Source organism: Streptomyces sp. NPDC090119 (genome assembly GCF_044747085.1).
Taxonomy (GTDB): Bacteria; Actinomycetota; Actinomycetes; order Streptomycetales; family Streptomycetaceae; genus Streptomyces.
In genome coordinates, this window is sequence record NZ_JBIVDK010000004.1 from 795043 (window position 1) to 816220 (window position 21178).

20 protein-coding genes are annotated in these 21178 nt (G+C 71.6%); 14 read left to right on the forward strand and 6 right to left on the reverse strand.

Translation table 11 applies throughout. The features are described from left to right. Positions 1-191: 191 nt before the first annotated feature. The 5 genes from ACIPPM_RS21310 to ACIPPM_RS21330 all read left to right on the forward strand — a co-directional run bounded on the left by ACIPPM_RS21310 (position 192) and on the right by ACIPPM_RS21330 (position 5473). Positions 192-863 (forward strand): EboA domain-containing protein, encoded by a 672-nt coding sequence (locus ACIPPM_RS21310; protein ID WP_401450031.1) that lies wholly within the window; start codon positions 192-194, stop codon positions 861-863. Next, entirely contained in the window at positions 863-1762 is a 900-nt protein-coding gene (locus ACIPPM_RS21315; RefSeq protein WP_401450033.1) for a TatD family hydrolase, read from the forward strand. The genes ACIPPM_RS21310 and ACIPPM_RS21315 overlap by 1 nt, the downstream gene beginning before the upstream one ends. Positions 1763-1765: 3 nt before the next feature. Then, a complete protein-coding gene (gene eboE / locus ACIPPM_RS21320; RefSeq protein WP_401450035.1) occupies positions 1766-2935 on the forward strand; it encodes a metabolite traffic protein EboE in 1170 nt (389 codons plus the stop codon). 98 nt (positions 2936-3033) lie between these two features. Beyond that, positions 3034-4347: a nucleotide pyrophosphatase/phosphodiesterase family protein gene (locus tag ACIPPM_RS21325; RefSeq protein WP_401450162.1), complete on the forward strand. Its 1314-nt coding sequence runs from the start codon at positions 3034-3036 to the stop codon at positions 4345-4347. 88 nt (positions 4348-4435) lie between these two features. Next, complete coding sequence (locus tag ACIPPM_RS21330) at positions 4436-5473, forward strand: sugar phosphate isomerase/epimerase family protein (protein WP_401450038.1); 1038 nt, start codon at positions 4436-4438, stop codon at positions 5471-5473. Between the two features lie 79 nt (positions 5474-5552). On the opposite strand, the gene ACIPPM_RS21335 is transcribed toward ACIPPM_RS21330, so the two are convergent. Then, complete coding sequence (locus ACIPPM_RS21335; protein WP_388997622.1) at positions 5553-6002, reverse strand: spore-associated protein; 450 nt, start codon at positions 6000-6002, stop codon at positions 5553-5555. A gap of 316 nt (positions 6003-6318) precedes the next feature. Beyond that, complete coding sequence (locus ACIPPM_RS21340) at positions 6319-7722, reverse strand: M1 family metallopeptidase (RefSeq protein WP_401450041.1); 1404 nt, start codon at positions 7720-7722, stop codon at positions 6319-6321. 188 nt (positions 7723-7910) lie between these two features. Here ACIPPM_RS21340 and ACIPPM_RS21345 point away from each other — a divergent pair, with 188 nt between their 5' ends. After that, entirely contained in the window at positions 7911-8474 is a 564-nt protein-coding gene (locus ACIPPM_RS21345; RefSeq protein ID WP_401450043.1) for a hypothetical protein, read from the forward strand. A 33-nt stretch (positions 8475-8507) separates the two neighbouring features. Here the strand turns inward: ACIPPM_RS21345 and ACIPPM_RS21350 are convergent, their stop codons facing one another. Further along, positions 8508-8972, reverse strand: coding sequence for a hypothetical protein (locus tag ACIPPM_RS21350; RefSeq protein ID WP_401450046.1), 465 nt, complete (start codon positions 8970-8972; stop codon positions 8508-8510). A 499-nt stretch (positions 8973-9471) separates the two neighbouring features. Between ACIPPM_RS21350 and ACIPPM_RS21355 the strand changes: the two genes are divergently transcribed. From ACIPPM_RS21355 to ACIPPM_RS21385, 7 genes are all read left to right on the forward strand, one after another. Next, positions 9472-10074, forward strand: a complete 603-nt coding sequence (locus ACIPPM_RS21355; RefSeq protein WP_401450048.1) for a hypothetical protein — start codon at positions 9472-9474, stop codon at positions 10072-10074. Positions 10075-10082: 8 nt separating this feature from the next. After that, entirely contained in the window at positions 10083-10682 is a 600-nt protein-coding gene (locus ACIPPM_RS21360) for a toxin (protein WP_401450165.1), read from the forward strand. Beyond that, entirely contained in the window at positions 10679-11878 is a 1200-nt protein-coding gene (locus ACIPPM_RS21365) for a DUF6545 domain-containing protein (RefSeq protein WP_401450051.1), read from the forward strand. Before ACIPPM_RS21360 ends, ACIPPM_RS21365 begins: the two co-directional genes overlap by 4 nt. Next, entirely contained in the window at positions 11871-13262 is a 1392-nt protein-coding gene (locus ACIPPM_RS21370) for an NAD(P)/FAD-dependent oxidoreductase (RefSeq protein WP_401450054.1), read from the forward strand. Before ACIPPM_RS21365 ends, ACIPPM_RS21370 begins: the two co-directional genes overlap by 8 nt. A 255-nt stretch (positions 13263-13517) precedes the next feature. Continuing rightward, positions 13518-14141: a hypothetical protein gene (locus ACIPPM_RS21375; RefSeq protein ID WP_401450056.1), complete on the forward strand. Its 624-nt coding sequence runs from the start codon at positions 13518-13520 to the stop codon at positions 14139-14141. Between the two features lie 74 nt (positions 14142-14215). Continuing rightward, the gene (locus ACIPPM_RS21380) at positions 14216-15502 is read left to right on the forward strand and encodes a tetratricopeptide repeat protein (protein ID WP_401450059.1); all 1287 of its coding nucleotides are present in this window, start codon (positions 14216-14218) and stop codon (positions 15500-15502) included. A 440-nt stretch (positions 15503-15942) separates the two neighbouring features. Beyond that, the gene (locus tag ACIPPM_RS21385) at positions 15943-16065 is read left to right on the forward strand and encodes a hypothetical protein (RefSeq protein ID WP_401450061.1); all 123 of its coding nucleotides are present in this window, start codon (positions 15943-15945) and stop codon (positions 16063-16065) included. A 22-nt stretch (positions 16066-16087) separates the two neighbouring features. Here the strand turns inward: ACIPPM_RS21385 and ACIPPM_RS21390 are convergent, their stop codons facing one another. Then, positions 16088-16474: a hypothetical protein gene (locus ACIPPM_RS21390; RefSeq protein WP_401450064.1), complete on the reverse strand. Its 387-nt coding sequence runs from the start codon at positions 16472-16474 to the stop codon at positions 16088-16090. Between the two features lie 154 nt (positions 16475-16628). Continuing rightward, positions 16629-18071 carry an amidase gene (locus ACIPPM_RS21395; RefSeq protein ID WP_401450067.1) on the reverse strand — a complete coding sequence of 481 codons (1443 nt, stop codon included), beginning with the start codon at positions 18069-18071 and terminating at the stop codon, positions 16629-16631. 115 nt (positions 18072-18186) lie between these two features. Here ACIPPM_RS21395 and ACIPPM_RS21400 point away from each other — a divergent pair, with 115 nt between their 5' ends. Next, positions 18187-18813, forward strand: coding sequence for a TetR/AcrR family transcriptional regulator (locus ACIPPM_RS21400; protein WP_401450069.1), 627 nt, complete (start codon positions 18187-18189; stop codon positions 18811-18813). Between the two features lie 481 nt (positions 18814-19294). Here the strand turns inward: ACIPPM_RS21400 and ACIPPM_RS21405 are convergent, their stop codons facing one another. Next, entirely contained in the window at positions 19295-20548 is a 1254-nt protein-coding gene (locus tag ACIPPM_RS21405) for an acyl-CoA dehydrogenase family protein (RefSeq protein WP_401450071.1), read from the reverse strand. Between the last annotated feature and the right edge of the window lie 630 nt (positions 20549-21178).

Below are 21178 nucleotides of genomic sequence, written 5' to 3' on the forward strand. Positions count from 1 at the left end.
GGGACCTCCCCCACGGCCACCAGCCCCGCCGCCCCGACTCCGCCCCGCCCGGCAGGCGCCCCGCGCCCCCTCCCGCGCACCGAGCCCGCCGCCCCCATGACCAGCCGGACCACCTCATCCCCGCGCCTACTGGCGGCAACCCCCGAGAGCACCCCCACCGCGCCCTCCGCCCCCACGGAAGGGACCACCGCATGACGCACCCCCACCCCACCCCCGACCGCACCCCCGCCGAGGCAAGCCCCCTATCCCTCCCGGACGACCTACGCACCCACCTCACACCTCCCGCCCGACACTGGCTGGAAGCCGCCCTCGCCGAAGCCGCCCTCCCCGCCCCCGCCTGGGAGCTGCGTCTGGCCGAGGCCCGCCGCCGCTGCGGCCCCGCGCACGCCGACGCCGCCCGCGTCCTCATCCTGCGCGCGGCCCGTCCAGCCCCGGCTGACCTCGCCCGCGTCTACCAGCAGGGCACCGCCGACGAACGCCGCGCTGTGCTGCACGCCCTGCCCCACCTCGTACCGGGGCCCGAATCCCTCCCTCTCGTCGAGGACGCCCTGCGCACCAACGACACCCGGCTCCTCGAGGCCGCCGTCGGCCCCTACGCCGCCCGCCATCTGACGCCGCACCTGTGGCGCCACGCGGTCCTGAAGTGCCTTTTCACCGGCGTGCCCATCACCCGGGTCGCCCAGCTCGCCGCCCGAGCCCACGGCGACGCCGAACTCGCCCGCATGCTGGCCGACTTCGCCGCCGAACGCACCGCCGCGGGCCGCCCCGTCCCCGAGGACCTGCGGCACGTCCTGGCCCTGACCGACCCCACCGCCCCGCCGCACGCCACCCACGGTGGCACCCCCCACGGCAAGGAGTCCTGATGCGCCTCTTCGACCCCCACATCCACATGACCTCGCGCACCACCGACGACTACGAGGCCATGCGGGACGCGGGTGTCCGCGCCGTGGTGGAACCCGCCTTCTGGCTCGGCCAGCCACGCACCTCCACCGCCTCCTTCCTCGACTACTTCGACTCCCTCCTGGGCTGGGAGCCCTTCCGCGCCGCCCAGTACGGCATCGCCCACCACTGCACGATCGCCCTCAACCCCAAGGAGGCCAACGACCCCCGCTGCGCACCCGTCCTCGACGAACTGCCCCGCTATCTCGTCAAGGACCGCGTCGTCGCCGTCGGCGAGATCGGCTACGACTCGATGACTCCGGCCGAGGACGCCGCGCTCGCCGCCCAGCTCCAGCTCGCCGCCGACCACGGCCTGCCCGCCCTCGTCCACACCCCCCACCGGGACAAGGCCACCGGCCTGCGCCGCACCCTGGACGCTGTCCGAGCATCCGCGCTTGCCCCGGAACGCGTCCTGCTCGACCACCTCAACGAGACCACCGTGAAGGAGGCGAAGGACAGCGGCTGCTGGCTCGGCTTCTCCGTCTATCCCGACACCAAGATGGACGAAGCGCGCATGGTCGCCGTCCTGCGCTCCTACGGCCCCGAACAGGTCCTGGTCAACTCCGCCGCCGACTGGGGGAGAAGCGACCCGCTCAAGACCCGCAAGGTGGCCGACCTGATGCTGGCGGAAGGCTTCACCGAGGACGACGTCGACCGTGTCCTGTGGCGCAACCCGATCGCCTTCTACGGGCTCAGCGGACGGCTCGACCTGGACGTCGCCGCGACCGACGCCACCCACGAGGGCAACAGCATCCTCCGCGGCGCACCCAAGGACACGGCGCCCGACGACACCCCCGCCGCCGTGCCCGCCGGACAGGAGTGACCCGTGCGCTTCCGCCACCCCGACGGCTCCCTCGTCCACCTCGCCTACTGCACCAACGTCCACCCCGCCGAAACCCTCGACGCCGTCGTCGCCCAGCTGCGCGACCACTGTGAGCCCGTCCGGCGCCGCCTGGGCCGCGACCGCCTCGGCATCGGACTCTGGCTCGCCAAGGACGCCGCCCGCGCCTTGGAGAACGACCCGTGCGCGCTGGCCGCCCTCCGCGCCGAACTCGACCGGCGCGGCCTGGAGGTCGTCACCCTCAACGGCTTCCCGTACGAAGGCTTCGGCTCCCAGCAGGTCAAGTACCGCGTCTACAAGCCGGACTGGGCCGATCCCGAACGCCTGCGCCACACCACGGCCCTCGCCCGTATCCTCGCCGGTCTCCTCCCCGACGACATCGTGGAGGGCAGCATCTCCACCCTGCCGCTCGCCTGGCGCACCATCGCCACCCCGGCCCGCATGGAGACGGCCCGCACCGCCCTGCGCACCCTCGGCGAACGCCTCGACGCCCTCGCGGAACTCACCGGCCGCTCCCTGCGCGTCGGCCTGGAACCCGAACCCGGCTGCGTCATCGAGACCACCGCCGACGCCCTCACCCCCCTCACCGACATCGCTCACCCCCGCATCGGCGTCTGCGTCGACACCTGCCACCTCGCCACCTCCTTCGAAGACCCGCACACCGCCCTGGACGCCCTCGTCCAGGCCGACGTCCCCATCGTCAAGTCCCAGCTCTCCGCCGCACTGCACGCCGAGGAACCGCACCGCCCGGAAGTCCGCGAGGCCCTCACCGCCTTCGACGAGCCCCGCTTCCTGCACCAGACCCGCGCCCTCACCGCCACGGGCCGACAGGGCACCGACGACCTGGGCGAGGCTCTCCAGAACGGCGCCCTGCCCGACTCCACCCCGTGGCGCACCCACGTCCACGTCCCCCTGCACGCGGCCCCCGCCGCACCCCTCACCTCCACCCTCCCCGTCCTCGCCACCGCCCTGACCCGCCTCGTCGGCGGACCGCACCCCCTCACCCGCCACCTGGAGGTCGAGACCTACACCTGGCACGCCCTCCCCGCCGAACTACGGCCCCGCACCCGCGCCCAGCTCACCGACGGCATCGCCGCCGAACTCTCCCTCGCCCGCGACCTCCTCACCGACCTCGGTCTGAAGGAGCTGCCGTGACCGACCACCCGGCGCCCCCGGCCCAGCCGACACCTGGCCGCCCCACCCCGCTGCTCGTCCTGGACGTCGTCGGCCTCACCCCCCGCCTCCTCGCTCACATGCCCCACCTGCGCGCCCTCGCCGACCAGGGTTCCCGCGCCCACCTCGGCACCGTCCTGCCCGCCGTCACCTGCGCCGCCCAGTCCACCTTCCTGACCGGCACCACGCCCGCCGAACACGGCATCGTCGGCAACGGCTGGTACTTCCGCGAACTGGGCGACGTCCTGCTGTGGCGCCAGCACAACGGCCTCGTCGCCGGAGACAAGCTCTGGGACGCGGCCCGCCGCGCCCACCCCGGCTACACCGTGGCCAACATCTGCTGGTGGTACGCGATGGGCGCCGACACCGACTTCACCGTCACCCCCCGTCCCGTCTACTACGCCGACGGCCGCAAGGAACCCGACTGCTACACCCGCCCTCCCGACCTGCACGACGAACTCACCGCCGAATTCGGCACGTTCCCCCTCTTCCAGTTCTGGGGACCGGGCGCCGGCCTCGCCTCCAGCCGCTGGATCATCGACGCGACCCGCCACATCCAGCGCACCCGCCGTCCCGACCTGACCCTCTGCTACCTCCCGCACCTCGACTACGACCTCCAGCGCTACGGACCCGACGACCCGCGCTCCCTCACCGCGGCCGCCGACCTGGACGCGGCGGTCGCACCACTCCTGGACGACGCCCACGCCGAAGGCCGCACCGTCGTCGCCCTGTCCGAGTACGGCATCACTCGCGCGGACCGTCCCGTCGACATCAACCGCCCCCTGCGCCGAGCCGGACTGCTGGAGGTGCACGAGCAGGACGGCATGGAGTACCTCGACCCGATGGCCTCACGGGCCTTCGCGGTCGCCGACCACCAGATCGCGCACGTCTACGTACGCCGACCCGAAGACCTCGACGCCACCCGCGCCGCCCTCACCGGCCTGCCCGGCATCGCCCAACTCCTGGACGACGAGGGTAAGAAGGACCACCACCTCGACCACCCGCGCTCGGGCGAACTGGTCGCCGTGGCCGAGCCGGACGCCTGGTTCACGTACTACTACTGGCTCGACGACGCCCGCGCGCCGGACTTCGCCCGGCTCGTGGAGATCCACCGCAAACCCGGCTACGACCCGGTCGAACTCTTCATGGACCCCCTCGACCCCTACATCAAGGTCAAGGCGGCGGCCGCGCTGGCCCGCAAGAAGCTCGGCCTGCGCTACCGCATGGCGGTCGTACCCCTGGACCCGTCACCCATTCGGGGCAGCCACGGCCGCCTTCCCGCGAGCGACGACGAAGGTCCGCTCCTCATCTGCTCCACCCCCTGTGCCGTCGGCGACCGTGTCCAGGCCACCGATGTGAAATCACTCCTGCTCCGACTCGCCGGACTCACCTGACGAGCCCTCATGACACCCGTCTCGTGTGCCTGGTCCCCAGTGAAGCACTCACCACTGACAACGCCCTCCCACACCCCGGAGTTCCCGCATGAGCCGCATTTCGCGCAATGACCCCGAACTGACCCATCGTCTGACCAGAAGGGGCATGCTGGGCGTCGCTGCGGGCGCCACGGCCGCCGCCCTACTGGGTGCCGCCGCCCCCGCCTCCGCCACCCCCGCACCGGCAGGCTCCGCTGTCGGCAGGGGCCGACCCGTCCTGCCTCCCGGCCGCCTGGGCATCCAGCTCTACAGCCTGCGCGACAAGGTCAGCACCCTCGGCTTCGCCCCCGTCTTCGCCGAACTGGAGAAGTACGGCTACGACGAGATCGAGTTCGCCGGCTACACCCAGGGCTCCGCGGGCCCCATCACCCTCGCCGCCCTCCGGCGCCTCGCCAGGGACCATGGCCTGACCCCGATCGGCAGCCACGTCGGCTACTACTCCGACGACCCGAACGCCTACACCTTCGCCCAGAACCTCGAGAAGGTCCTGGACGACGCCCAGGCCCTCGGCCTCAAACACATCGGCACCGCGTCCGGCCCGTTCCGCTACGGCTCGACCGTCGATGCCTGGAAGCGTGCCGCGCAGGAGTTCAACACCTACGGCGCGGCGGCCAGGGCGCGCGGCATGAAGTTCTACCAGCACAACCACTCCGACGAGTTCGCCTTCGCCGCCGACGACCCCAAGATCCGCCTCTACGACGTCCTCCTGGCGGAGACCGACCCCGACCTCGTCCACCTCGAGATGGACATCTACTGGGCCTACGCGGGCCAGTTCCGCTTCTCCAAGCGCCCCGACGGCACCCCGGCCCCCTTCGACCCCCTCGACTACGTCCTCGCCCACCCCCACCGCTACCCCCTCTTCCACGTCAAGGACGGGGTGAGCGACCCCACGAACGAGTTCGGGTACCGCATGACGGACGTCGGCGACGGCGACATCGACTACCAGCGCTTCATCTCCACCGTCACCCACCTGCGCGGCCAACGCCTGGCCCACCACTGGCAGACCGAGCACGACAGTCCGCCGGACTCCCTGAGCTTCGCCCGCCGCTCCAGCGCGTACCTGCACTCCCTGCGCGAGAAGTGCTGACGACGACCACACGAAGACTCGCTCTGGCGGGAGCGTGGAGCCGCCGCCAGAGCGAGTCGTCAGTGAGCGTTGCCGCGGATCAGCGGGTGTACGTGACCCGCTTCTCCTTCAGGGACGCGCAGTTGGAGCCGGAGATCTGCACGTATACGTTCTTGATCTGGCCACCCCAGTCGACGCAGTGCCCCTTGCCGTAGACGTAGGTCGGACCGGCGTACGAGGTGAAGTTGCCGTAGTCGTCGTCGCCCTGGTCGGTGTCGGCGACGTAGAGCCACGCCGACATGGCGACCGCGGTGCCGGGGCTGTTGCGGATGGTGGTCACACAGTTCTTGCCGTTGGACGCGTTGTAGGTCAGGTAGACGGTCCCGAGGGAGCCGACGGCCGCGGAGTTGACGGTGCGGTAGCTGCTCCCGCAGACCTTCTGCGGGGTGGTGTTGGGCGCGGCGGACGCGGGCGCGGCCATCGCGGTGGTGGCCCCGAGCGCGAGCGCGGCCAGCGCACCGACGGTGAGGGCAGTACGGTTTGATCGCATATTTCCCCCTTGTGGCGGTAGAAGCTCGTTGCTCCTGTCTGGTGTGACTAGCGACGCATCCGGATGGTTGCACCGGTCTCCGAAGAAAGCCCGATCGGCGTAATCCACACCCCGGCGAGTACTGGTTCAGCGGCCCGCGACCGCAACCGGCCGGCTGCCCGTGCGGGTGTCCCGGCCCATGTCACCGTGCTCGTCGGCCGATCTGCTGGTCCACGACGGAACCAGGTGGCAGCAACGGGCGTCGTTCGCACTCCGGTGACGACTTCGCCCGCCACCGGGTCGCGCTCAGACCCGGCGGAGCGGCACCGGACGGCCGTCAGCCGATGCGGTGGGTCTCCCAGAAAGGCCCCAGGTCGTCGTCCGTCATGGACTGGGCGAGTCTCTTGAAGTCGGCGGTGGTGGACACGCCGTACCAGTGGTCGCGGGCGTAGCGCTTGAGGAGGCGGGCCATGGTGTCGTCCCCGAGGGCGCGCCGCAGGTCGGCGAGGGCGCAGGGTCCGGCCGTGTAGACGAGGTGGTACTGACCGGGGTGCCGCGACCAGTAGGCCATCAAGCTGGTGAGCGCGGCGCCGTCGTCCGGCCAGTACACGTCGGACCAGCAGTCGCGGGTGTCCCAGCCGTAGAAGCGGGCGTTGGCGTACTGAGCGAAGCTCTCGTCCAGCCACGGTGAGCCGTACTCGTCGTTGCCGACGATGCCGTACCACCACTGGTGCGCCACCTCATGGACGGCGGCACCGCCCTCCTCCGTGGTGCCGAGGAGGACGAGGCCGGGGTACTCCATGCCGCCGCCGAACCCGCTGGTCATCACGAGGTCGATCTCGCCGTACGGGTAGCGCCCGAACTCCCGGCCGAACCGCTCGATCGCGGCGACGGCGTCCGTGCGGTTGAGGCGCACGCCCGCGGCCGGGGTGTCCGGCGACCAGTACGACCTCACCCGTACGCCTCCGGGGGTGGTGTCCGTGGCCGTGCGGAACGGGCCCGCCGCCCAGGCGAAGTCCCGCACCTGCTGCGCGACGCTGATCGTGACCGTCCGGTGGGGGCCGCCGGGGTGAGCCCGGGTGTGACCTGTGGCGGGGACGCGCAGCGCGGAGGGGTGGTCGAGGCGTACGCGGAAGTCGCTCGCCAGTGAGTAGAAGCTCTCGCCGAGCGCCACGTACGGGTCGAGGTGCCACCCCTTGGCGTCGTGCACGGCCAGGACCGGCAGCGCGTTGCCCAGGAAGCGGTACGCGTTCTCGCGGCCGAAGCGGGCGTTGCGGCCGGGCACGGTGAGCGAGACGTCGAAGGAGACGGACGTCCGCTCACCCCGCGCGAGCGGCTTGGGCAGGGCGATGCGCAGGGCCGTGCAGTCGACGGCCGGACGGGCCGGTGCGCCACCACGCACGTGCGACACGACGACGGGGGAGGGGGCACCGGGCGTGCCGCACTTGTCCTCGCCGTTGCCCCACAGACGCAGGTACACCTCGCGCAACGGCTGACCGGACGCGTTCCGGAACGACACCCGCTGCCGTCCGGTCCAGTGGCTGCCGTCGGCGTCGGAGCGCAGACTCACGTCGTAGCGAGCGCGATCGGGTGTCGCGGCAGCACGGGACATCCTCGGCCCGGCCGACGCGTCGGCACGCCGCTCCCCGGCGCCGACCGCCCCGAGCAGCACCATTAGAACGACCAGCAGACGACGGCCGGAGCATGACAACGACACGGACGATACGGCTGACGGTGACATGCCAGCGCATACTGCCATGCCGAACTGCGTCTCGACCCCGCTCGGACGGCTGATGAGCCGAATTCCCGCTGTCAGAACGGAAGTTGCCGTCTGTTTCCGTATCGCGGGGGTATGGGGGAGGCTCAGCCGCAGCGGCCGGAGCCGGGAAGCGCCGGGCTGCGGAGGGGAAGGGGCCAGGGAGGCTGGGTATGGGGCGGATCAACGACTACTTCATCAGACACGTATGGGCGCCGATCGTCCTCGGTGTGATCGTGGCGAGCGCGGTGACCTGGGTGCTGTTCGGGGGGAATCCTGTGGCGACCGTGGTGCGGGCCTGCCTGTACTCCGCCGCCGGTGTCGGCTTCATGCTGTCCAGGCGTCGCAAGGAGCAGCGAGCCGCCGGGGGCTCGATGGACCGGCTGGTCCGCGTGGAACAGCGGCTGCGCGCGGGCGAGACGCCCTCCGACCCCGACGACCGCCGAATCATGCGGGAGATCGTCGAACGGCGCCTGCACCAGACCCGGCACCGGGTGCCGGCGCTCGTCTTCCTCGCGCTCCTCTTCGCCGCGGTCACCGTCCTGACCGGGCTCACGGCCAGTCCCTGGCGGACCGTAGGCCTGGCCGTCTTCGGCGTGGTCTTCCTGGGGTGGATGATCTGGAACAGCAACCGCCAGACCCACCGCCTCCGCACCATGCGGGACGCCCTGCGGGGCGGCGACCCGGCACCCGCCGCCGGTCCGGCGGACAACCCGCCGGTCCACCCGGCCGCGTGAGCCGCGCCGCCGTCATGACGGCCGCGCGGCCGGTCACCGGTCGGCTGTGGCCTTGGGGTCCACCTCGCAGTGATCGATCTCGCGCACGCGGTCCATATTGCTGACGAGCACCAGGACCGTCGCCTTCTCCTGCGCGGGCACCGACACCTCGTCGGAGCCGTCGCTCACGGTGCGGCCATGGTCGTCCTGGAAGTTGATCCGCACGGTGAACACGCCCTCGCGCCCGTTCGGATTCCTGACCTCGACGGTTGCGTACGGGGCGTCCGTGGTCGCGCACTTGACGAGCACGGCGGTGCCGTCCTTCAGGGACCGGGCGGTACCGCCGGGGGACGCCGTGGAGGTGGAACGCCGGCCAGGCCGCGAGCGCTGCGTCCCGCCCTCGCTGCCGTCGGTGCTCGCTCCGAGGCTGTAGGCGCTGCTGGGCGAATCACCGTACGGGCCGCCGCCGTACGCGTCGTCGTACGAGTCGCCGCTGGACGAGCCGTCGACGTCGGACACCGATGAGTCCGATCCCGATGAACTGTCGTGGTCCTGGCTGGAGTTGCTGCAACCGCCTCCGCCGCCACCGTGATGGCCGCTGCTCCCGTGACGGCCCGACGAGAACCCGGTCAGGGTCAGCACGATCATCGCCGACACCGCTGTGAATCTGACTTTGCGCCCCCACATGTCCATGCCCCCAGCCTACCGAGGGCCGCCGAACAAGCGTGCTCGCGGTCGGTCATGAGCGGAGGCCGACCGCGCGTTCGGGGCGCACGGCCGACCTCCACCGGTGCCTCCGACCGGGCCCGTGGACCGTGGTCCGGGCGCCGCGGAGGCGGTCTCGGGGTCGGGTCGGGCAAAACCGACCGCTCCCGCTGTTCCTGATGGTGCTACGGGCAACCGCCGGGTGTCAACGAAGAGTTGGAGTTCGTAAACGATCGTTGAGTGGCGGGTGGGCGCCGAGTAGGGTGGCATGTGCACCACAGACATGTGGATCACACACCCCTGGAGCACATCGGTGGAACCAGTCCCGCTGGCCGAGTCGCTCGCCCGGCTCGACGCACTGATCGGCAAGCACGGGCTCGACCGGGACGAGCTCCTCGATCCCGAGGAGCTGGCGCGCAGAACGGCTCTCCCGGCGCAGACGGTCCGGTCCCTCCTCGCCGGTGGAAAGCCCGCGGACGAGACCGTCAACGACCGGGTTCGGGCCCGTGTCAGCACCCTCGCCGCGGCGCGCCTGGCAGCCACGAAGCGGCGCATGGCGGACCTCGCCGCCGAACTGCACGACGAACTCGGTGTGTCGGAGATGTGGGCGCGCTCGGTGTGTGACGGCAAGAAGGTGCCGAACGTCGAACTGCTGCACGCCCTGGTGCGGTTCTTCGGCGTGGAAGGAGAGGCGTTCTTCACCCTCCCGGCCGATGAAACGCTCAGCCGCGAACTGCGGAAGATCCTGGACGACATCGAGAACGACCCGGTGGTCGCGCTGATGGACCAGTACGGCGTCCGCTCCACGGACCTGCGGATGCACGGCTCGGTGCCCCGCCGCCAGCTGGAGCGCCTGCTGGAGGGTGTTTTCCGGTCGGTCGTGCCCGAGGCCGAGGGCGGGAGCGGGGAGCGGTGAGCAGGGCCATGAAGTCGTTGCTGGGGAGGTTAGGGGCCTCGGTGGCGCGGAATCTGGAGCCTCCGGCCGCACCGCGTGTGGTGATGGACGCGTTCTGTCAGGCGATGAGTGAGCGCCGCGGCCGACGGATCGATCTGGTCCTCCGGGCCTTCCCCGAGGACATCCCGGTCTCCGGCATGCGGCTGGACTGCGGGGACCGCTCGATCATCGTGGTCGAGGAACGCACCCCGCCCGAGTCGCAGTTGGTCATCCTGGGCCACGAGCTCTGGCACGAGGAGCAGGGGGAGTGCGGCCACCACGTTCCCGGCCTGCCCGCGGCGGCTGCCCGTGCCCTCGGTCCGGCGTACCCGGCCGACGCCGTCCGGCGGGCGGCGGAGGAGATCCTCGCCCGGGGTGACGTTCCCCGTGAGACGCTGCTCGCCGTCGCCGCGCGGGCCGATTCCCCGGACCAGCACGAGCAGGACGCCGAGACCTTCGGTCTGCTCTTCGGCCGTGAGGCCCGCAGGTGGATTCCCGGCCGTCATGCGCAGGGTCCTGTCGACCCCGCGACGCTGGAAGGCCGTATCCGGCTCTCGCTGCTCAACCGGGGCGGGGGACCGGCCCGATGAGCCTGAGCAGTCTGCACATTCCCTACCTTCTGCCCGCTCTGCTCCTGACGGTGGCGCTCGTGCTGAAGGCGCCGACGTTCCTGCGGGCGTGGCAGGACAGCGACGTAAGGGCGACGACCCTGCTGCTGCTCCTGGCGGCGGCGGTGTTCGTGTCGGTTCCGCCGGCCGTCATCCACCGCGTCAACACGGTGACCGGGATACCCAACCTGGCGGGGGCCTGGGTGTACTCCCTGCTCACCGCGTTCTGCGGTTCCTGTCTGGCGATGGTCGTCACGTGGCGGGAGCGGCCCTCACCGCGGCGGTCCCGTGTGATCCGCCGTATCTGGCTGCTGTACAGCGGCATCATCGCCGCCCTGTGGGCCACGTTCCTCCTCGCCGACGTCCCCGACGAGCGCATCTACGACCTGGACACCTACTACGCCACCGAGCCGTGGATGCGCGAGCACATCCTGCTCTACCTCACCGCGCACATGGTCTCCGCCCTCGTCGCCGCCTACCTGATCTGGACCTGGATCTCGAAGGTCCGCAGTGCCTGGCTGAAGGCGGGGCTGGTCTTCCTCCAGGCCGGTTACGCCTTCGGACTCGTCTTCGACATCGCCAAGTTCACCGCCATCGGCGCCCGGTGGAGCGGCCATGACCTCGACTGGCTGTCCACGAAGGTGGCGCCGCCCTTCGCGATCCTCGATGCCAGTCTCGTGGCTGTCGGCTTCATCCTCCCCCAGGGTGGGCCCTTCCTGCAGAAGTGGACCGGCGACCAGATCAGCTTCCGGCGCCTGCGTCGTCTGGAGCAGGTTCTGCGGGGGGTGGGTCCTTCCGTGGCGGATGCCCGTGTGGGTGTGTTCGCGCCGCTGGACCTGCGGCTGCTTCAGCGTCAGCAGCGCATTCACGACGGTCTGCTCCGCCTCGCCCCCGTCCTGGATGCCGCCTTGTGGCTGCGTGCCTTCGACGCTGCTCGCGCGGCCGGGCACGCGGAGCGTTCGGCCCGGGGCATCGCGGGCGCGGTCACTGTACGGGCCGCGCTCGCCGCGTGGCCCCCGCAGGCGGGGACGACCGGCTCGGCCGGGGCGGACGCTCTTCGGCGTATCGGTTCCGGTGAGAGTGACATCGAGGCCATTTCCCGCGCACTGCACCGGGCGCGGGTCGTCGAGTCCATCCGTGTGCGGGTGGCTCCTTCTGAAACGCGAGCTCATGTCTGACGACGTTGCCCGTCCCACCGTGATCGTGATCGGCGCCGGTATGAGCGGCCTGCTGGCCGCGGCGGCTCTCGCCGACCATGCCGAGGTCACCCTGATCGAGCGCGACACCCTCCCCGCCGGTCCGGAACCGCGTCGCGGCGTTCCTCAGGCCCGCCACGCCCATCTGGTGTGGACCGGGGGTGTCACGGCGCTGGGCGCGCTGCTGCCGGGGCTGACCGAGGATCTCGTCTCCCGTGGGGCGCGCCTCGTGCACATCATGGGGGACATGGTCTCGCGCGCCCCGAACGAGATCTGGTTCCGCCGTTTCACGTCCACCCCGCACCGCAACCTGGTGTGCTCCCGCGATCTGCTGGACGCGGTGACCCGCGAACGCGTCCTGGCCGACCCGCGCATCACGCTGCGCCAGACCACGACCGCTGCCCGCCTGGCGGGAGACGCCGCCCGCGTCACCGGTCTCCACGTACGCACCCCGGACGGGGAGGAGGAGCGCCTGGACGCCGACCTCGTCGTCGATGCCACGGGCCGGGGCTCGCGCGCCCCGGTGTGGCTGGAGGGGCTGGGTCTTCCCACGGTGGCGGAGCGTGAAGTGGACGCGGGCGTGGCCTACGCCACCCGCGTCTTCCGGGCCTCGGCCGAGGACTTCCCTCTGGTGAACGTGCAGGCCAACCCGGCGGTGCCGCCGGGCCGGGGAGGCATCATCCTGCCGGTGGAGAACGGCCGTTGGATCGTCACCCTCTCCGGCACCCGGGGTGGTGAACCCACCGCCGACCCCGACGCGTTCACCGACTTCGCGCTCGGTCTGGGCGATCCGGTCATCGGTGAGCTGATCCGGGACGCCGAGCCCCTCACGGCGGTCGTCACCACCCGCAGCACCGCCAACCGCCGCCGCTACTTCGAGAAGCTGCGCCGCTGGCCGGACGGCTTCACCGTCATCGGCGACGCGGTCGCGGGCTACAACCCCGTCTACGGCCATGGCATCACGGTCGCCGCGCAGAGTGCGCTCGCCCTGCGCGAGCACGCGGCCACCACCGGTCTCACCCGGCCGGGCAGCGCACGCCGCCTGCAGAAGGCGGTGACCCGTCCGGTAGCGGCGGCCTGGGACCTGGCCATCGGCCAGGACATCTTCTACCCGGGCGCCAGCGACCAGCCCCCCACCCGGGTGGAGCGGGCGCTGGCCGCGTTCGTGGACCGTGCGGTGGCCACCGGTGCCCGCAACCCCCGCGCCCTGGCCGCACTCCTGGACGTGATGAGCCTGTCCCGCCCGGCGACCCGACTGTTCTCTCTGGGCATGCTGATCCCGATGCTCTTCGGCCCCCGGCGCCCCTTCCTGACAGGCGCCCCGCTCACGGAGGACGAACGCAAGGCGGTCGTCCAGGGCCGGTGAGCCCGGGCAGCGCGCGCGACGAACCTCACCCGGCAGGTCGGCGCCGGTGCGGCCTCTCGGAGGGGGTCCGTCACCTGGCGCCTGCCAGGCGCGGACGGCGATGCCGGTTTTCCTCCCAGGACAATCCAGGTGGGGGTGTTCAGTACGAAGAAGGACCGTGACGGGGACCTTCTGTTCGACGAGGAAACGTTTCTCGACTACCCCGGCCATCTTGAGCCGCGCCCGCCACGCCGCCCTTGATCACCGAGGAGACCGATGACCCCTCTCACCGCGTTGACCGCGTTGTGCCCGCCCCCTGCGGCCGTCCCTCCTGCGCCCGACTGGTCACAGGTCCAGGACTCGCTGCGTCTGCGCGGGCAGATCGAGGAGGTCCGGCAGACCGCCCGGCACCGCTGGCCGCTGTCGCATCCACTGGAGAAGCTGTCCGCCATGGGAGTCACCGGCAACGGGGACTACCTCTTCTGGGTCACCCAGCCCGCCGACACCCCGGACGAGTGGACCGTCGCCGTCAACGAGACCCTGCGCGCACCCTGGTTCACCTACGACGGCTCCTTGACCGAGTTCCTCGTCAGCGTCCTCAGCGGAACCACGAGCGTCCCCATGTTCCCCGCGGATCTACTCGACCGCGCCCCCGCCTTCACCCCGTCGACGCTCGAAAGCAGCACACCCGCCGCACTCGGCCGGACATCCGTCAGCACACGCACCATCCGCGACTGCGCCAACGCCAACGGATACCACCTGCCCGACCGCGGACGCATCCCGCCCCGTGCACCCGCTGTGCCCCTGCACATTCCGGCATGCCCGGTGCGCCGCCGCTACGCGGTCCGGTGGGCGTCGCCGTTCGTGGTCGTTGCTGTATGCCGGGTGCTGGGGGGTTAGGGTGCCTCCTCGTGGATGTCGTTGATCTTGATCGCCGGGTCCGGACGCAGGCGGGTTGTATTCCTCCACACCTGGTGGCCCGGTTGCTCGCTCTCGGTCATGCCGGGGTGGTGGAGTCCTGGGCGGGGCGTGGGGAGTGGTTCTGTGCGCGGGAGTGGGCGCGGCTGCTCGGGGAGCGGGGCCGGCAGGCCGAGGCGCTGGCGCTGCTCGGCCCGTATCTCGCGACCGGCTGGTGGCCGGCGGTCGAGACCACGGCGGAGCTGTTGGAGGGGTGGGGCCGGGCAGGGGAGGCGATCGCGCTGACCGGCGTCCGGCTGGAGGCGGGGCACCCGGCGGCGCTGGAGTTCCATGCCCGGCTGCTCGCCCGCCACGGCCGCGCCGATGAGGCGTTCACCCTGCTGCGGCCGCACATCGACGAGTGGCCGCTCGCGAGGGCTCTGGTCGATGTGTCCGCGACCGCGGACCGGGACGAGGAGGCCGCCGCCCTGCTCGCGGCCCGGGTTCCGGCCGGGCACCGGTGTGATTCTCCGTGGTGCTGCCGCGCCCTGGACCCTGATCTGGCGATCGGCCTGCTCGCCACGGTCCGCGAGCGCCAGGGCCGTGTCGATGAGGCGATCGCCCTGCTGCGCACGTGTGGCAGCAGCCCGCTCAATGGCCGTGACCAGCTCGCCGACCTGCTCGCCCGGCACGGACGGATCGCTGAACTGCGTGCCTACGCTGCCGTCGACGGCCTGGGGCTTGCGGCGTGGAGACTGGCGGAGCTGTTGGAGGAGCGCGGTGACGTGGAGGGTGCGATCGCGGTGTTCCGGCAGACCGGCGAAGGGGCTGCGCACGGGCCCGGCGCGATGGAGTTCCTCGCCCGGCTGCTGGCACGGCAGGGCCGGGGTGGGGAGGCGGTCGATGTCATGCGCGCGCTGTGCGACGCCCACAGCGGCGACGACTGGATTCTTTATGCGTGGAGCACTCTGTGCCTGGACCTGGACCGTCCCGGGGACGGCCTGGCCCATCTCGATGCGCTGGCCGCCCGGCGCGGCGGGGAGGAGGACTGGGACCTGTTCTGGATACGGCTGCCGTTGATGGCCGCCTGCGGCCGCGTCGATGAGGCCCTCGAGCGGGCCCGGGCCCACCCCGAGGGCTCCACCACGTATGCGGCGCCGCACATCGCCGGGCTGCTGGCCGCCGCCGGACGGACCGAGGAGGCCGTCGCCGTCCTCGAAGAGCACTCCCCGGCCAACTCCCACGACCTCGCCGCCCACCTGATCACCCTCGGGCGTGTGGGGGAGGCGGTGGCCGTCCTCCACCAGGCCGTCCCCCGCTCATCCGCACCGGCGGCCGTCCGGCACGACGAGCCCCCGTTCTGAGCTTCTCTGCGGTGCGGGCTCAGCGCCCCTGGGCGGGCCTGTTTCCGGTGTGCCCGGTGTCCGGTCGGTCGGCCTTTCCGTTCGTCGTCGCCGAAGGTGAGGCGGAGCCGGGGCCCGTCGGGCTCGTTCTCGCCGTGGAAGTCCACCAAGGCGGTGTCCAGGACGTGTACATCCATGCGTGCGTCGCGCTTCAGCCACCGTGCCGCGCGGGTAGAAGGGGGGTGGCCGTGCCGGTGCCGGTGAACGTCACGGGCGCGTGGTCCTGCACTTCCTCCTGTGCGATGTCCATGGCGTGCGGGAGGAGCAGACAGCAGTCGGGGTCATGCCGTATCAGCGTTTCTCAGGTCACGGCCCCGCCAGGGGCGCGGGATCACGGGTGAGGACGGTCACTACCCCCTGCCAGGTTGAACGCCCCGTACACGGCGGACCACCTTGGCCGTGTGCCCCACGAACTGGACTGGTTCATCGGCGACTTCCTGGGCCCGCGGCAGCGCCTGCTGGCCTTCTTCGCGGTGGTCCGCGACGGCGTCTTCCACGAACCCCAACCCGCCCTGACAGCTTGACCGGGCACCCTGCTGCGAGAGTTCACAAGTCGGGTTGGTCTGCGGCCTCCCGGTATGCGTCCACGAGCCGGAAGAAGGCGACGAGCGGGGGTTCACCGGGAAGGTTCTCCATGATCGCGGCGTCCCATCCTGTGGCCGTCGACCATCCGCGGGTCCTGCTGAGCCAGGAGGCGACCCCTCCGCTTCCCCGGCCGAACGCGAACTCCTCATCGGCATCGTGGACCTGGAGAGCGAGGTGGTAGCCGGACATCATCACCGCCAGTTCTTGCAGCGAGCCGTCACGCACCCATGCGTTCGGCCGCTGCCGCACGGCGTCCAGCAGGTCGTAGACGTTCCGCCACTCTTTGACAGCGCGCGCCTTCGGCTCCCCGCCTGGCGCCCCCACCGCATCCCCCTCTTCAGATGGCACTGGCTAGCTGCCCCGGTTCTCTCCCGAGCACCCCCCAGCCCCCACACACCGTTGCCCCTCCTGGTCCGGTGAGTTCCCGGAAGCGGTCACCCCTTGCCGTCCACCGGTGCCGGAACTGCCGTGACGGCAGCGCGGCCCGCTGCCGTGGCCCCGCCTACCTGGCGGCGTCCGGGACGTGGGGGCGGGGGTCGATCGGGGTGAGTACGCCGAGACGGTCCTCGATCTCCTGGGCTGCGGCCAGGCACAGGTCTTCCCGGAACGGGCGTGCGATGACCTGGACGCCGCAGGGCAGCCCGTCGCGGGTTCCCGCGGGGACGGCGACGGCGGGTACGCCGACGAAGCTGGTGACCGTGCACAGGCGCATGCCGTCGGTGACCCGTTCCCGCCCGGTTTCGTCGCGGGATTCCAGTCCCGGTTCGACGGGCGGCTCGGTGAACACCGGCCCGAGCAGCAGCGGGTGGGTGTCGAGGAACTGCGCCCAGGAGCGGCGGATGCCGAGCCAGGTACCCATCAGGCGGGTGAGTTCCGCGGCGTCGGCGGGCGGCGTCCTGGCCATGCCCATCTGGACATAACGGGCCGCGCCGTCGCCGAGCAGTGCCCGTACCGCCGGCCAGGCCGGTGCGAACTCGGTCATGGTGATCCGGCCGTACGCCTCGAGCGCCTCGTCCAGCCGCGGCACGTCCGCGACCTCCCGCACGTCGTACCCCGCCTCGCGCAGCGCGTCGGCCGCCGCCGCGACGGCCTTGCGGACCGCGGGGTGTACCCCGCGGCCGCCGGGGTCGGCGACCACCGCGACCCTGACCGGCCCGGGCAGCGGCTGACCGTACAGGGGGACGGGTACGGCCCGCGGGTCTCTCGGGTCGGTCCCGGCCAGCGTCTCGTAGGCCAGCCGCAGGTCGGCGACCGTACGGGCCAGGGGGCCGTCGGTGACCAGCATCTGGGAGGCCGGTCCCGGGTCGTCGGGACCCAGGACGCGGTGGTCGGCGGGGAACCGGCCGGTGGTGGGCTTCAGCCCGCTCACGCCGCAGAACGCGGCAGGAATCCGTACGGATCCGCCCGAGTCGTTGCCCAGTCCGAGCGCGGCCATGCCGGTGGCGACGGCCACCGCGTCACCGCCGCTGCTGCCGCCCGGGGTCCGGCTGCTGTCCCACGGGTTGACGGTGTCGCCGAACAGTTCGCTGCGGGTGTGCATCCCGGCCAGGACCAGGGTGGGCATGTTGCTGTGGCCGACGGGGACGGCTCCCGCCGCGCGGAGCCGGGCCACGGGGGGAGCGTCCGTCTCAGCCACCAGGTCCCGGAAGCGGGCCAGCCCGAGCGTGGTCGGCACACCCTCGATCGCGGTGGTCTCCTTCACGGTGAACGGCACACCGGCCAGCGGCCCGAGCTCTTCGCCCGCTGCCCGCCGCCGGTCGGTGTGCGCCGCGGCCTCACGGGCCTGCTCGGCGGTCAGCTGCGTGATGGCGTTGACCCGCGGGTTGATTGCGGCGATGCGTGCCAGGTGGCTGTCGACCAGTTCGAGCGCCGATATCTCTCCGTCCCGCACCGCCGCCGCCTGCGCGGCGGCCGTCATCGCCCACAGGGCGTCCTGCCTGGCCATCGCCTCTCCCCTCACCCCACGCCGACGTGCCGGAACCACAACCCCACCGGGTTCCGATACGATCGTATCGGAACCCGGACGGGGACAGGGACAGAGTGGGGGAGGGCGGGTCTGTATGCCTCAGCAGGTGGACTACGACGGGCGGCGCCGCCGGATCGCCGAGGCCGTCTGTCTCCTCGCCGACGAACACGGGCCCCAGGGAGTGAGCATGCGCGACGTCGCCGCCCGCGCGCAGGTCTCCCTGGGCGCGGTCCAGCGCTGCTTCCGCAGCAAGGGGGAGATGCTCCTCTTCGCCGTCGGCCACGTCGGTGACCGCATCACCGAACGGGTCCGAGCCCGTCTGGCCGCGGGCCCGGACCGGTCGGCCGCGACCGCCGTGGGCCACACGGTGAGCGAGGTCGCCCTGCTGCGCGATGAACACCGTGCCGAGGCCCGGGTCTGGCTCGCCTTCGTCGCCCAGGCCGCGGTCAGCGAACCGCTGGGGGGCCCGCTGCGAACCAGCTATGCGGCCCTGCAGACCCTCCTCGCCGACCTCATCACCGAGGCCGCCGCCATCGCCCCGCCCGGCGAAGACACCCCATCACCGCCTTCCCCGCCGGACGAGGCCCGCACCCTGCTCGCCCTCACCGACGGCCTCACCACCCACGTACTCATCGGTCACCTGACCGCACAGCAGGCCGAGGAAGTCCTCCACGCGCACCTGTGCGGCCTCTGGGAACGCCTGGGCGTTACTCGCCCTTGAAAGCGGCCTGACGGCCTGGTGTCTGTCGTGCTGTGCGGAGACCGGGTGCGGAGACCCGGCTGGGGTGCTGTGCGTAACCATCTCGTGGATGGCGGGAGCCGTTTCGGTGTTGCTGCGGGCCCGGTGGTCGGTATGGCGGCCGGGCCCGTGGGTCGTGTGTCTCCCGGCCGCCGCTCACCTTCCGCCGCCCACCTCCCACCTCCTGGCCGTCGGTCGCCCGCCTTCCGCCGGCCTGCCTCCCGCCTGTGGGCTGCCTGTCTCCTCGCCTGTCCTGCCTGGTCGCCCGTCGTTCACTTCCTTGGGGGTTGGGGCTGTTTCCCGGTCTCCTGGCCTGCCTCCTGCCGTGCCCGGTGGGGCCTGCCGGGCCGGGGCTCCGTGCTTAGCGGGGTTTTCCGGGGTGGCTGGTCTGTCCCTGTTGGTCTGGTGGGGGGCGCCGTAGGTGGGGGTGTTGGTCGGGCGGGGGTGTGGGTGGGGGTGTTGGTTAGGTGAAGGCGCTGATTCCGGTTGCGGCGCGGCCGATGATGAGGGAGTTCATGTCGCGGGTGCCTTCGTAGGAGTAGAGGGCTTCAGCATCGGCCCAGTAGCGGGCGACGTCGTGGTCGAGGAGGATGCCGTTGCCGCCGAGGAGTTCGCGGGCGTGGGCGACGACTTCGCGGGTGCGGGTGGTGCTGAACATTTTCGCCATGGATGCCTGCTGGTCGGTGAGTGTGCCGGTGTCCTGGAGCTGGGCGGCGCGTACGTTCATGGTCTGGCAGGCGGTGATGTCGGCGAGCATGCGGGCGAGTTGGTCCTGGACGAGTTGGAACGCGGCGATGGGTTTGCCGAACTGTTCGCGTTGCAGGGTGTAGGTGCGGGCGGTTTCGTAGGCGCCCATGGCGCAGCCCACCGCGTTCCAGGAGACGCCGAGCCGGGTGGAGCGCAGGATCTTCGCGGTGTCCTTGAAGGAGTGGGCTTCCTGGAGACGGTCCGTTTCCGGTACGCGTACGTCGCGTAGTTCGATCTCGGCGTTCTGCACGGTGCGCAGTGAGAGCTTGCCGTCGATGCGGTGCGGGGTGAAGCCGTCGGCGCCTTGCTGGACGACGAAGCCCTTGACTTCGCCGTCGGCTTCGTCCTTGGCCCAGACGATGATCAGGTCGGCGAAGGTGGCGTTGCCGATCCATTTCTTGCGGCCGTTCAGTATCCAGGTGTCGCCCTCGCGGCGGGCGGTGGTGGTCAGGCCGCGGGAGGTGCCGGAGCCCACATCCGGCTCGGTCAGCGCGAACGCGGCGAGCCGTTCCCAGCGCAGCATTTCCGGTATCCACCGCTGTTTCTGCTCCTCGGAGCCGCATTCCATGATGGAGGCGATGCCGAGACCGGAGTGCACGCCGTGGAAGGTGGCGAACGAGGGGTCGACGCGGGAGAGTTCCATGCTCACCAGCCCGGCCACCAGCGCACCTCGCCCGGGGGCGCCGTAGCCGGTGAACTGGAGTCCGGCGATGCCGAGTCCGGGCAGCTGGGGGATCAGTTCGTGGGGGAACTCGCCGCGTTCCCAGTAGGTGTCGGCGATGGGGGCGAGGTTCTTGGCCGCCCAGTCCCGCACCGTCGCCAGCAGTTCCTGGTCCTCGGGCCCGACGGTCTCGCGTACGTGGTAGAAGTCGGCCTCCACGGCCGCCGGGTCCGCCTCATGGACCGTCAAGCCGGGCCACTCGTGCTCCTGGCCCTGTCCGGTGTGCTCCCGCTGCTGCTGTCCGGTCATGACGACTCCTTTTCTCCTCGACTGGCCTGCATGCCATGGGCGGTACGACTTCAGACGCCTGCTCACCCCGCCCCGCCTCACCCCGCCCCGCCTCACCCCGCCTCGCTCCGCTCCGTTCCGCCTCCGTGCCGGACGAGCCCGCTGGGGGCGGCCCGGGCGTGGGCTGCGGACGGCAGGCGCCCGGAGTACCGGACGCCCTGGTCCGGCCGGTCACGTTCTGGCTCCGGCCGGGCGGGTTGTCGGTGGTGGGGTGTGCGGATCGGGGTGGGCGTGCTGCTCACCGGTGCCCGCGATGCCCTGCGGGTAGGCCTCGCCGAAGATCCCGGGTGACGCAATCCACACCCCCCCGGGCATCTCGGCACCGGTCCCGGAGCCGGTCTTCACCGGCGCCCACGCCCACGCCCGCGCCCTCGGACTCGGACTCGGACTCGGGCCGGACGGCACCGCGCAGTTCTTCAACCGCGGCTTGGTCCTGCGCCCGGAACACCGCGTCGGCTGACCTCTCCGTTCCCCGCGGCCGCGCCCCGGCCGCCCAGCCCCCCCCCCCCCCCCCGCATTGGAGCGTCACGTCGCCCTACGAGGCCCGCGATCTGAACCTGACCGGTCCGACGAAGGGCTACCTGAACTTCG

What these genes read in the sequence shown, in the direction of transcription:
- ACIPPM_RS21375 (WP_401450056.1), top strand. Translation starts at nt 13,518, where the DNA reads ATGACCCCTCTCACCGCGTTGACCGCGTTGTGCCCGCCCCCTGCGGCC.
- ACIPPM_RS21360 (WP_401450165.1), top strand. Translation starts at nt 10,083, where the DNA reads ATGAAGTCGTTGCTGGGGAGGTTAGGGGCCTCGGTGGCGCGGAATCTG.
- ACIPPM_RS21330 (WP_401450038.1), top strand. Translation starts at nt 4,436, where the DNA reads ATGAGCCGCATTTCGCGCAATGACCCCGAACTGACCCATCGTCTGACC.
- ACIPPM_RS21340 (WP_401450041.1), bottom strand. Translation starts at nt 7,722, where the DNA reads ATGTCACCGTCAGCCGTATCGTCCGTGTCGTTGTCATGCTCCGGCCGT.
- ACIPPM_RS21400 (WP_401450069.1), top strand. Translation starts at nt 18,187, where the DNA reads ATGCCTCAGCAGGTGGACTACGACGGGCGGCGCCGCCGGATCGCCGAG.
- ACIPPM_RS21365 (WP_401450051.1), top strand. Translation starts at nt 10,679, where the DNA reads ATGAGCCTGAGCAGTCTGCACATTCCCTACCTTCTGCCCGCTCTGCTC.
- ACIPPM_RS21335 (WP_388997622.1), bottom strand. Translation starts at nt 6,002, where the DNA reads ATGCGATCAAACCGTACTGCCCTCACCGTCGGTGCGCTGGCCGCGCTC.
- ACIPPM_RS21370 (WP_401450054.1), top strand. Translation starts at nt 11,871, where the DNA reads ATGTCTGACGACGTTGCCCGTCCCACCGTGATCGTGATCGGCGCCGGT.
- ACIPPM_RS21345 (WP_401450043.1), top strand. Translation starts at nt 7,911, where the DNA reads ATGGGGCGGATCAACGACTACTTCATCAGACACGTATGGGCGCCGATC.
- ACIPPM_RS21405 (WP_401450071.1), bottom strand. Translation starts at nt 20,548, where the DNA reads ATGACCGGACAGCAGCAGCGGGAGCACACCGGACAGGGCCAGGAGCAC.
- ACIPPM_RS21325 (WP_401450162.1), top strand. Translation starts at nt 3,034, where the DNA reads ATGCCCCACCTGCGCGCCCTCGCCGACCAGGGTTCCCGCGCCCACCTC.
- ACIPPM_RS21315 (WP_401450033.1), top strand. Translation starts at nt 863, where the DNA reads ATGCGCCTCTTCGACCCCCACATCCACATGACCTCGCGCACCACCGAC.
- ACIPPM_RS21395 (WP_401450067.1), bottom strand. Translation starts at nt 18,071, where the DNA reads ATGGCCAGGCAGGACGCCCTGTGGGCGATGACGGCCGCCGCGCAGGCG.
- ACIPPM_RS21310 (WP_401450031.1), top strand. Translation starts at nt 192, where the DNA reads ATGACGCACCCCCACCCCACCCCCGACCGCACCCCCGCCGAGGCAAGC.